This window comes from Tenacibaculum sp. XPcli2-G (assembly GCF_024124505.1).
In the GTDB taxonomy this organism is placed as follows: domain Bacteria; phylum Bacteroidota; class Bacteroidia; order Flavobacteriales; family Flavobacteriaceae; genus Polaribacter; species Polaribacter mesophilus.
Map to the genome: position 1 here is coordinate 380,526 of NZ_JAMXSH010000002.1, position 12,018 is coordinate 392,543.

Genomic DNA, 12,018 nt, shown 5'->3' on the forward strand with positions numbered 1-12,018 from the left:
TTTATGACTAATTCGTTTTTACGAAATTGTTAAATAGATAAAAGTTGCATACGTTCCTAACAAAATAATTCCATCTCTCCAACCTAAACGTAATCCTTTTGGAATAAATACTAAAGGTAATATGGCAAACGAAATTCCTAACATCCAATAAATATCATTATTAATCAAACTATAGGCGTCTGGTTTTACCTCAACAGGCGTAATCATTGCTGTAATACCTAAAACGGCTAAAATATTAAACACATTAGACCCTACAAGGTTTCCTAACGAGATGGCTTTTTCTTTCTTTAACACCGCAATAATTGATGCAGCCAATTCTGGAACACTTGTTCCTACTGACACTACAGTTACTCCAATAATCGCGTCACTTACTCCAAAATGTTGAGCCATAGCTACCGAACCATTAATCAATAGTTCTGAACCGCCCCATAAACCAACTCCTCCAACAGCTAGAAACAAGGCTATTTTATATAAGGGTAACTCTTCATCGTCTTCAGGCATCTCATCAACAACTGCTTGTTTTTGAAAACGTAATAAATAAATTAAAAATACTACCAACATTCCAAATAATATAGCTCCTTCATAAAATTGAATGGTCTTGTCATTCGCTATAAAAAAATACAGTAGTACTGAAGCAATCATCATTACTGGCCAATCTGTTTTATAAAAACTTTTTTCTACATCAATTGACGATAATATAACTGTTATTCCTAAAACCAGACCTAAGTTTGCAATATTAGACCCAATAACATTTCCTACCGCTAACCCGGTAGCTCCATTCAAAGCAGACTTTATGCTTACAATTAATTCTGGTGCTGATGTTGCAAACGACACTACTGTCATACCTATTACTATTTTTGGTATATGTAGTTTAAGTGATAAGCCTACCGCTGCTTTTAACAGCCAATTTCCTCCTAAAACCAACAATGTTAAACCAATAATAATATATAGAATGCTCATAAAATATTTTTTAGGCGAAGATAAGGTTTTTACCCAGCAAAAATGAAAACAAATTCAAGCTCCTGAACCAATAAAACCTTAATTAAGTTGCCTCTTTAGTTTCTTACGTTTTGAACTATAAACTTTAAAGCCTGTTATCAATAACACCAAAGGCACTAAACCAGATACAAATACTAAAACTCTACCCAATATTCCTCCTATTTCTCCTATATGTACTGGGTAAAACTGAGCCGCTATTCGATTATTATTTGCATCAAAATCAAAACTTGATAGTGTTCGTAATTTACCTTGCTGATTTAACTCCATTTCTTTTGTCTTTCTAAACCCTGCTTTAATAAATCGATCTTTTATGTACCGAAGTCTATATACTCCTAAACTGTCTTTCGGGTAATAAATAGCTCTTAAAGCATATTTTCCATCAGTTTGTAAAACTGCTTCTTCTAATGAAAATATCTTTTCTTGCTTTGCTTCTTCATCCAATACAGTTTTATCTGAACTATTAAATATAGATAAAGTAGATTTATAGGTTTTATGATACGTGAAGTAACCTCCCGTAAATGCTATTATCAATAAAGGCAACAAAAAATAAATTCCGAATACTTTATGTAGATTGAAGTAAAATCGTTTCTTTTTGGGTTTCCACTTCATCGTAAATCCTTTTGACAGGTTGTTTTTATATATTTTCCACCACATATAAAACCCTGTTGTTAATAAGAAGAAACAAAACAATAAAGCACTTGTACCTATAACATACTTGCCAATTGTAGGCATTCCTAACGTACGGTGTAACTTCAGGAGGGTTTCAAAAAACTGTATTGACACCGATTTTTCACCTAACAAAACTCTGGTTTTCGGGTGATAATACAATGTTTTACCGTTTTTATAATTTATTGAAATCGTTTGCTGCTCTCTATAAGGCAAAAAAACTTTATTTACTTTTCCCTTATTCTGTGTAGCTAAAAAATAAGCAGAACTTAAAATTGTTTTTTCGTTTATTTTAGAAAAATCTTCAACCTTTAATAATTTCGGGTTTAGTAATGAAGTTATTTCAGGTTGCCAAACATACAATGCTCCCGTTAAACCAGAAAAAGAAGCAATAACCCCACAACTAAGTCCTAGCCATAAGTGTATCTTCCAAATTATTTTATGTATCTGCTGCAATTGATATCTCTTTATTTTTTAAAACCCAGAGTCTAAAATAAAATAGACACTGGGTTTATACTTTTGCAAATGTAAGATGTTGTTTATTATTTTAGAAGTTATACAACACACTTAATTTAGCATTTGCCCCTTCTCCAGTTCCTGTAAAAGTTCTTAAAGGTGCTGCCCATTGTGATCTTGCTGGTAAATAATATTCGTTTAACAAATTATTTACAGCTAATGAAACCGATATATTTTCTTGCAATTTATAGTTCATAGACCAATTAAGTAAAGTGTATCCTTCTACAGGAAATTGTGTATGTCTAAACGTATAATTATCACTTGCATCTAAATACGGATTAAAACGATTTCTATCTCCTAAATTAGTCATACGTAAAGAAGTACTTATTTTCTTTGTTGGAACCCAAGTTACGTAAGCTGTTAATTTTGGAGCTGAAATTACATCACCTCCTAAATAAGTTAAATTATTTTCATCTCCCACATTATGAGTTAAACCTTCAACATAAGAATATGATGTTCCTACTTTTAGTTTACTATTAAAAGCAGTATAATCTATTGCTATTTCTCCTCCATAAATGTTCTGCGGCTTTTTAGATGGCACAAAAGAATTTATATTTTCATCAAATGCAACGCCTGTACCTAAATTAGAAACACTATAATACCCTACAGCTTCTAACCTAAAGTTTTTAAACTTTGATAAAAATCCGAACTCATAATTTTTGGTTACTGCTGGTTCTAATTGAATATCTTCAATATTATCGGCAGTTGCAGAACGTAAAACAGAACCTAAATCGGCAATTGAAAAACCTTGTGAATAACTTACATAAGGGATAAACTCTTGATGCTTAATATACCTTACACCCGCATTAAACGCTAAATTATCAAACCCTATTTCACCTCCTGTTACCGCTACTGATGGATTAAAATTACCATCTCCTAAAGGTGAGTATGGTAACGTATTATAATCATCTATTGTAAGATTCATATCATCATATCTTAACCCTGCTTTTAAAACCCATTCGTCATTAAATTTTACTGTAGATTGTATGTATTGTGCCCAACTAAACATATTAATATTTGGCACCCATAATCTACCATCTAACAATCCTTGATTGGTTTTATCTTTTAACAAATCTAAACCATAGGTTAATGAAATCTCTGTTGATTCATTTGGAGTAAGTGTAGTGTTAAAATTTGGTCTTAAACCATACTTTTCTGCATTAATTACTGATTGACCTCCGTTTTCAAATTTATCTGAATAAAAGAATATGTTTTTTGTTTTTTGATAATACACATCAGCTGCAAAATCTGTTGTTCCATCAAAAATATTATTTAAATCATATTTCAAGTTACCATTATACAGTTTAGATCCTGTAGGTTCTTGTCCTTCAATAGAGCCTTCAACACCATAACCAGGTGTTAAAGTATAATCTCCATTCTCATTATACACTTCAAAAGATCCAAGAACAGGTACAAATGGAGTGTCTTGTAAAGAATTATACAAGTTTCCTCCAATACTTATTTTTTGTCTATCAGATATTTCATACTCTAACTTAGCTAAAGCTGTATAAATTCTTGTATTATCTAATCCATAAGTAGGAAGTATAACTTTACCATCTGCATCGTATTTATTTCCTGTTTCCTCATAACTACCACTTAAGTAGTAATTAAACTTATCTATTTTTCCTCGTAATGACTGATAAGCTCCGAATCCAAAAGCATCTTTCGTTTTTGTTAAGTTAGAAGTTCCCCAAATATTAGTAGTTCCTTCTATCTTTTCATTTGCATTTGGCTTTTTTGTTATGTAGTTAATAAAACCTCCATTTCCTCCATTTCCAAAAATAGAGGTTGCTCCTTTTATTACTTCTACACGACTAATATCGTTAGGACTCACAGATTTTATTCCCAATTGACCGTTACGTAAAGGAGTAGATTGAGGAACACCATCAATCATAACTAATAAAGAACGACCACGTAATGTTTGTCCCCAGTTAGAAAAGGTTCCTGTAGAAACAGCTAAACCTGGAACAGTAAATTCTAAAATTTCATTAATATTAGTTGTTGAGTTTGATAAGTCTGTTAATTGTTTTTGGTTGACAACAGTTATTGATGCTGGTATCTCGGAAAGGTATTCTGAACGTCTACTAGCAGAAACAACAACTTCGCTTAAACTCTCCGAATCTTCCTTTAATGTTTGTAAAATCTCCACAGTGTTATTTTGGGTAAATGCTATTTTTCTTATTTCTGTTTTGAAACCTACCATACTAAAAGTTAACTTAAAAGCTCCTTCTTTTATATTTTTTAATATAAAGCCTCCATTTTCATCAGAGGTAGTACCTTTTTGAAGCTCTGAAATATGAATATTAACCCCATAAATTGGTTGCCCTTGTTCATCCTTTATTTCCCCTTTTAAACTAGACTGAGCTGATACTCCGAAGGTTAAAAATAAAGCTGCTACTACTGTGTAAAATTTCATTATGTTTATTTAGATTTATTTTAAATCGCGAATATATCTCCTCTCAAAATAGTACCAAACATTTATTACGAAAAACTTATTTTTTTCTTTCTGAAGAAATGAAACACCTAAAAACTATTTACTTTAAAGATCCTTTTTCCTTTACTTTTAAAACTCTGTAAAAAAAGCCCCTTTAAAACCTTACTAAATACGAATAATAAGACACTTTTAAGTTTCATTTAATAATTTAAATATAGACTATAAGGTTATAAATTAAAACTAATAGTGTTTTTATTGATTTAAATTCAAACTCAATCCAATTAAATTAGATTCAAAAGTTTGGTTGTAATATTTCCTTTCTCATATATTGAAAAAACAATTCCGGAATTCATCATTATTTACTAACTAAAAACACATGAACCTAACATGATTATACTTGCTTTAAAACTAATTCTAATAACCATTAAAATTGCTTATTTATTACTGGAATTGATCTTTTAAGAGATTGATTAACCTAAACCTATACTTTTCATTTTAAACTAAGTTAAGTTTAGTTTTTCTTATCATAACAAATTATTTTTCGTTATTTTTGATAGTAGAATCAACTACTAATGAAAAAAAGTTTTTTTAAGTTTTTAGCCAAACTAAACAAGACGCTACTACCTTCCTTTACTAAAAAGGAATTGGATATTTCGAAAGCATCAAAATTTCAATTGGCTATTATTGGATGGCGTGCTTATGTTACAATAAATTCGTTGGATTAAAATTTACCATTATGAACAAGCATATTAAAGTTTTCTCAGGTTCTCAAATCTTTGTGAACAGATTAAGTCAGTTACTTAACGAAATTGAAGTTCCATATTTAGTAAAAGATAATAAAGAAGCTGGAAGAGTTGCTGGTTTTGGAACTTTAGGCAATTCTATTGACGTATTTATCTATGAATCAGACCTTGAAAAAGCTCAAGACACTATTGATAGTTTTAAAGAAGAAATAGCAGAAGAAAAATAAATTAAAAAAGGTGAAAAAATATTATTTTTTTGCTTTACAATTTAAAAAACATTCTTATATTTGCACCCGCAAAACGGCCTCGTAGCATAACTGAATAGTGCACTTGATTACGGCTCAAGAGGTTGCAGGTTTGAATCCTGCCGAGGTCACAAAAAAACCCTTTAAAACATTGATTTTAAAGGGTTTTTACTTTTTTGGGCGGCAATATTGGCGGCATAAATATTACAACTATCTTTCTTTTGCTAAAAAATATTATTCCTTGCCTTTCAATAAAATTAAACTACAATTAATTTTTAAAGATAAACTCTTCTAATCCTTGATTCAAAAAAGTATCTAAATCCCTTAACATTACTTTTATTTTATAACTAATCTGGTGAACTATGAAAATCATTTTTTATCTTCAAAGTTTCATCTAATAACATTTTGAATTTTTCGTATTTAGAAACATCAAAAGTCTTATATTTATTTTGAATAATACTTTTGGGTTTTTGATATTCTTCAAGTTGTTTAAAAGAAGTTTTTCCATTTATTGCGTTTATAATATCCGTTTTATAAGCATCAACAGGGAAATAATCTTCCATATAAAAATCCTCATTATTAACGTGATCTGTCCCATCTAATTTTGTATGATACATAGCTTTTAAGTTGGTTTTATCTTCTTTTGTCGCTATCTCTATTATTTTTTCATAATTTCTTCTACCTTGACTGTCATAATCAAAAGTACATAAGCATAATTGAGAGTCCTTTAAAATTGATAATAAAGACTGCTCTACAACCGCAGGAACATTGTCAGCACCACCACAATTAATAATATGAAAATCATAAGCATCATAATCTGGACTTAATTTTTCAATCGCTTGCATTATGTAGTTATAATCATTTGTACCCTCAACCAATAAAATATCTTTAGATGTGCTCAATGCTAATGTTGCATCAATAATTGAAAATTCTCCGTTTGTGATTTCGCTTAATGCATTAATTCTATCTAACTTCAATACTTCTACACCTGTTTCCTTAGTGTTTTTGATTAGCTTAATGTTGTTTTCGTTAATGCAGTTTAAAATCTTTGGAGAGTGTGTTGTGAATAGCGTAAAACAATCTTCTTTATCTATTATATCAATAATATCCTTTTTACGTTCAATGTGGATATGTGCATCTGGTTCATCTAATAAGATTAGTGTTTTATTATCTGCTAGTAGATGTGTTATTGTGTAAATTAATATTAGCTTTTTTTCTCCTTCACTTAGCTTTCTCACATCAATGTCATTAAATTTTAATTCTATTGAATTGATCAATTTCTGAACATATATCTTTGCATTAGTATTTCTTACAGGCATACTAGTAATAAACAAACTAAAAAACATTTCTTTGAGTACATCTAAACTTTTAAAAACACTAAAATTTATGTTTTGAATTTGTGTTATTGTTAACTGACCTCCATTTTTTGTTTGAGCTTCGATTAGTTCTCTTACAAAAATTATAACATCATTATCAGGATAATTCTTTGAGTTTTCAATATCGTTGAAAGTAAAAGTTACTTTTACATCTAATGCGGTAATCTGTAATACATCTGTAATAAACTTTTTAACAATATCACTTTCTGAACACAAAAGCGTTATTAGCGAAAATTCCCAAGCATACTTATTTAAATATAATAAGCGAGGAGATGCAGATTCAGCATTGTTTTTAATGTTCTTAAAAAATTCTGAATAGCTTTTAAAATAGATATTATCCCACATTCTTAATTCTTCTCCACTATAAGAGGCAATTACATTGGTTGGCAAATAGTTTTTATGAGATTTTTTACCAACAGTAATAACACCTTTTGCGTTTGGTTGTTCAACAGTCATTGCGCCATTACTCACTTGTACTTTGACATTATCAATCTCGTAAATTAAATCATACTGAAAATCATCTTCTAATTTCGTATTGTGATATAAACTTGAAAAAATAAGACTAACCGCTTCTAAGACATTGCTTTTTCCTGAACCATTAAGTCCTATTAATGCCGTATAGTTTGTGCAACCACTAAAATCAATAGACACTTTACCTGTATCTTTCAAGTTTTTGTAGCCTTGTATTTTTAGAGAGAGTAGTTTCATTCTGCTTGGGTGTTAAAAATAATATTCTCAAAGTCTATAATCGCCTGTTTTTTCAGTTCTTCCGACAACTTATTTTCTAATTTAATTTCTCCTCTTTTTTGGTAGATAGTATTAATTATATTTTCCATAATTAATTCAGGAGGTATAGGAATAGATAAATTTTCTAAAAAAGATTTAGGCACACGTTGTTGACCTGATGAACCAGTAAAATAATTTTTAGCAGAATTTAAAACCATATCATTTCTTAGCAAGAGATGAATGTATTTTGTTAACACCTTACTTTCGGTTCTAATTCTATGATACTCAGTTGACCCATACCCAATTCCATTTTGCATACCTTGAACAATAGCTGATTTTCCATTCTGCATACAAGGGGTAATTCGAGCCCATAATAAATCCCCATCTTGAAACTTAGTGTAACCTGATGATAAGCTCACTTTGCCTGGACTATATAATTTTACTTCTCCATCAACATCTGATATATTTGTCATTGGAATAAATGAAGCTTCTAAATCCTTATCTAATTTAGAAAAACTGGTAGGTGGGTTTACTTCTGCAATTTCTTTTATTTTCTTATTGACAAATTTAGACGAAAACAATAAATTATTTGGATCTGTCTGCTTCGAGCTCCAATCGTCAATATCTTTAAATTTCACAAAACGTAACCCTTTTGAACTAACAGTAAGAGTGCTTTTAACTCCTAATTCATTTAATAAATAAGTTTGAATTTCAGCTTCTTTGCTAATTGCATTCTTTTCTGCTTGTTTCGCCTGTTTAATTTTTTGATTATAATCTGCTACTAATTTCTCTTGTGTAATAGCAGTAGACAAGCCTTGTTTTATAGCATTTACAGCATTCAATGGCGGTAAGGGTATTTGAACTTCTAAAAATAAATCTTGTTGCAAATAATGCCTATTTGTAGTTCCAGTACTGCTCTTTTCACAAAAGCGAATAAATTCAGGTGTAGTAGTAATAAGAGATAGATAATGCGGATTAATTAAATTATAATCCACATCAAAAGTCCAAAAATTACCAGTGATTATCGCTCCATCAACTTCATTTGTAACAACCCCAAAAGCACCATTTCGTGCATCTATTTTTGAAACTATAAATTGACCAGATTTAACCTTAAACTGTTTTTTTGTTCCAATTTTATCTCCTTTCACAACATCTCTTAAAAAAACTCCTCCTTTATTGGTTTTTATAGTTACTCGTTTATAAGTTTTGTCATTTTCAATTAAAATATTAGTCTTATTTCTTTTTAAAAATTTACCTATTGCCACTAATGGAAAATCTTTATTATAAGAAAACTGATCATCCAATAAATATTGAACACTCCAATTGTATAACTCAGAGAATTTTACAAAATTTATATTCTGCATAGTAGCTACTTCCATTACCATTCTATTAATTGGGTTTCGGTATCATTTTTAATACGTTCTACTTTACCCGTTTTACTACTCCATTTATACTCAAACTTTGGTTTAAGTTCTTTCCAAAGTTCATTTCTAAATCTATATGGAGTGTATTCATTTTGTATATCTGTTAGTTCGTTATCTATCACCCCTCCTGTACTACTAATCCCTGCTTTTTCTACTGTTGCTATCGGAATATCATAATCAAATTTTTCTTTTACTATCGCCTTTATTTCCTCTTGTATTTGTGCTTCAATTTTCTTTTTCTTTTGGCGTAGTTCTTTTTTAGTAGCCACATCTAAAGCATCTTTACCTCTTAGGGTTAATTTGTTTTTAATTTCTTCTAACTCATCTTTATATTTTTCTTTAACAGTTTTAGTTGCTTGAGCTGTATAGCCCTTCCATTGCTTAGCTTCTTCGTTGGTAAACTTTTTTAAGAATACTAAACTGGATTTTACGGTAGCTCCACTTTTCATAAATACATCTTGAGGAATAGAAGTAATTAGAATGATTTTTGCAGTACTTTCAAAGTATTCTCTAACCTTTGCTAAGTTTTGAGTGTTTAAAACGCCTTCAGGCAATACAATCCCTGTTCTACCACCTGGTTTTAATAAACGAATACATCTTTCTATAAACAATACTTCTGTTAAACTACTCATACCATTTTTACCTATATGTAAAGTATTAAGTAATGGTTTACCTATGTTATTATCTACTTGAAGCATAGCTTTTGTGTAGGTTTCTTCTCCATACATTTGCTTGTATTTAGCTATGCGTTTTTCGTCTTTTAATTGGTCTGCTTTTGTAATCAGTAATGATTTTTCTACCCTTGCACCAAAAGGGGGGTTGGTTAAAATGACATCAAAACGGTTTTCAAAAATACCGTTGATGTTTAGTAGACCATCTCTATGATGTACACCTCCGTGACCGTCTCCGTGCATAATCATATTCATTTTGGCTGTACGTGCCATTCGAGGGTTGGCATCTGTACCAAATATGCAAGCGGATGATAATTTTTCTAAACGAGAAATGTATTTTCCAGCTGCTTTAGCTTTTTCTTGTTCCTCACGTTTTCTTATCTGTGTTTCAAAGCCTAGTTTATGAATAATTTCGTTAGAAATATCGTTTAGCTTTTCTTCATCTTGGTCTTCGGTTTTTATCTCATCAAAGGTTTTATTAACCTTGTCTTTTTCTAATTTAATGTCATTTTCAATCTTTTCTCTTACATATTCAAAAGCCTTAATTAAAAACCCGCCAGAACCACAACAAGGGTCACACATTACTTCATCTTCTTGAGGATCTAAGACTTCTACAATAAAATCCACTACTGTTCTTGGAGTAAAAAACTGCCCTAACTCTCCTCTAAAAGTTCCGCCCAAGAATTGCTCAAATGCAATACCTTTTACATCATCAGAGGTTGTAGAAAGGTTATATTTCTGTAGTTTCTTTACTATCTCTTTAAATGAACCTTGTTTGATTCTTATTTTATCATTGACATCAAAAAGCTCATCTTCTTCAAATTCATCTTTGGTTAATTCAAACCAATAATCCATATAAGGGATATCGTCTTTTGGACCATTACGTTTTACATTAACAGGACGAATATTTTTCTCGTAATTAGATTCTTGTTTTTCAAATTGCTTTAATGTGAAAATATTATCCTCATCAGGATTTCGTTCATACCTGATTTTCATAAACAGAATTTTACTTATTTCATCAAATGCTGCTTCTGGAGATAGCTTGTCATTATTACGAATTACGTTATGACATTGGAATAATAGTTTAGAGAACTCGTCTCTTTCAAACGCTTTGGTTTGCTCTAATAACTTTTGAATTTTATCGTTGCTATTTGCTTCTTTAGCATTTGGAATATCTAAAATTTCATCACTTAATGTTTTGGGTGTAACTTCTAAATTGACTTTAAAAACCTTAGTTTCTTTTTCATTTGTGGTTACAAAAAAAGGAGCATTTGCGAAGCGAGCATAGTTTTGACCTTGATAGTAATCTTCCGATTTAATAGTTATATAATCAGCTTTACACTCTACCACAATAATTGGGTTTAATTTTTTGAGTTTATCCTCTTTACTACGCCATATTACAATGTCTGCACTTGCTCGCCCAGTCCCTCTCTTAGAACCCGTCAACTTTACTTCTTGAGCCATTTGCTCTAAAGTATATTCATAGTGATTTACCAATCGACAAATGTACTTTTGCCTTACGTGTTCTTCTGGAGTCATTATCAACTCTTTTCCTAAAAGAGGTGCAAATATTTTGTTACCGTTTATTTGTAGTTCTAATGACATAAACTATTTAAATTTCTTTGTATTATTTTTTAATTCTTTCTTTACAATTTGCAAGGCTTGCAATGCCTGTCCTTCATTCTCTACCAACTGAAATACTTGGTCTGCTAACCAAAGTGAGAGTAATTCGTTATAATCGAGTTTAAAAAGTTTCGCTAAAGGATGTATATACTCCCTTTTAGCAATTTTTTCTCCTCTTTCTATTTTACTAAGCATTGCAATATCAATATCTAACTCTGCAGATAAATGTCTGAGTAACATTTCCTGTTCTTCTCTTTTAGACCTAATTATATTTCCGAATTTATTCATAACTCCATTTGTCATAAAATGATTTGTCAAATATAAACAAACAGAAAGTTTCCAGAGTAAAAGTACTACTCTACTTTTTTGCTTATGATAATGATCAAAAATCAACTATTTTTTAATTATCTTTAAATATCTCCAAACACTTTTGGAGATATTTTTTCTTTTTCATAGCAATTTACCCACTCAATAGAGTGGGTTTTTAGTTTTAGGTTTTATCCACTCCTCTTTTTAAATTGAGTTAACGAAGTGAAACAAGCAAAGACTTGAGATAAGGAACGGATGTGACTTAGCGATGGTTTTGTGAAGTTTG

Annotated in this window: 9 protein-coding genes and 1 tRNA gene; 3 read left to right on the top strand and 7 right to left on the bottom strand. The window is 30.4% G+C overall.

The genetic code is table 11. From position 1 onward, the window contains the following. Positions 1-18: 18 nt before the first annotated feature. From NH341_RS06365 to NH341_RS06375, 3 genes are all read right to left on the bottom strand, one after another. Positions 19-960 carry a calcium/sodium antiporter gene (locus tag NH341_RS06365; protein WP_253056070.1) on the bottom strand — a complete coding sequence of 314 codons (942 nt, stop codon included), beginning with the start codon at positions 958-960 and terminating at the stop codon, positions 19-21. Positions 961-1,038: 78 nt separating this feature from the next. Beyond that, positions 1,039-2,121, bottom strand: a complete 1,083-nt coding sequence (locus NH341_RS06370; RefSeq protein ID WP_253056072.1) for a PepSY domain-containing protein — start codon at positions 2,119-2,121, stop codon at positions 1,039-1,041. Between the two features lie 91 nt (positions 2,122-2,212). Then, positions 2,213-4,597: a TonB-dependent receptor gene (locus tag NH341_RS06375; RefSeq protein ID WP_253056074.1), complete on the bottom strand. Its 2,385-nt coding sequence runs from the start codon at positions 4,595-4,597 to the stop codon at positions 2,213-2,215. Between the two features lie 590 nt (positions 4,598-5,187). On the opposite strand from NH341_RS06375, the gene NH341_RS06380 reads away from it, so the two are divergent. The 3 genes from NH341_RS06380 to NH341_RS06390 all read left to right on the top strand — a co-directional run bounded on the left by NH341_RS06380 (position 5,188) and on the right by NH341_RS06390 (position 5,734). Continuing rightward, complete coding sequence (locus NH341_RS06380; protein WP_047788417.1) at positions 5,188-5,340, top strand: hypothetical protein; 153 nt, start codon at positions 5,188-5,190, stop codon at positions 5,338-5,340. Positions 5,341-5,351: 11 nt separating this feature from the next. Continuing rightward, on the top strand, positions 5,352-5,585 hold the full coding sequence (locus NH341_RS06385) for a putative signal transducing protein (protein WP_047788418.1): 234 nt from the start codon (positions 5,352-5,354) through the stop codon (positions 5,583-5,585). 75 nt (positions 5,586-5,660) lie between these two features. Then, a tRNA-Arg gene (locus NH341_RS06390) sits at positions 5,661-5,734 on the top strand. Positions 5,735-5,950: 216 nt separating this feature from the next. On the opposite strand, the gene NH341_RS06395 is transcribed toward NH341_RS06390, so the two are convergent. The 4 genes from NH341_RS06395 to NH341_RS06410 are packed head-to-tail and all read right to left on the bottom strand — an operon-like array spanning position 5,951 to position 11,726. After that, positions 5,951-7,687: an ATP-dependent endonuclease gene (locus NH341_RS06395; protein ID WP_253056076.1), complete on the bottom strand. Its 1,737-nt coding sequence runs from the start codon at positions 7,685-7,687 to the stop codon at positions 5,951-5,953. Next, the gene (locus NH341_RS06400; RefSeq protein ID WP_253056078.1) at positions 7,684-9,084 is read right to left on the bottom strand and encodes a restriction endonuclease subunit S; all 1,401 of its coding nucleotides are present in this window, start codon (positions 9,082-9,084) and stop codon (positions 7,684-7,686) included. Before NH341_RS06400 ends, NH341_RS06395 begins: the two co-directional genes overlap by 4 nt. Continuing rightward, positions 9,084-11,405: an N-6 DNA methylase gene (locus NH341_RS06405; RefSeq protein WP_253056080.1), complete on the bottom strand. Its 2,322-nt coding sequence runs from the start codon at positions 11,403-11,405 to the stop codon at positions 9,084-9,086. Before NH341_RS06405 ends, NH341_RS06400 begins: the two co-directional genes overlap by 1 nt. Before the next feature lie 3 nt (positions 11,406-11,408). Then, the gene (locus tag NH341_RS06410; RefSeq protein WP_253056082.1) at positions 11,409-11,726 is read right to left on the bottom strand and encodes a helix-turn-helix domain-containing protein; all 318 of its coding nucleotides are present in this window, start codon (positions 11,724-11,726) and stop codon (positions 11,409-11,411) included. Between the last annotated feature and the right edge of the window lie 292 nt (positions 11,727-12,018).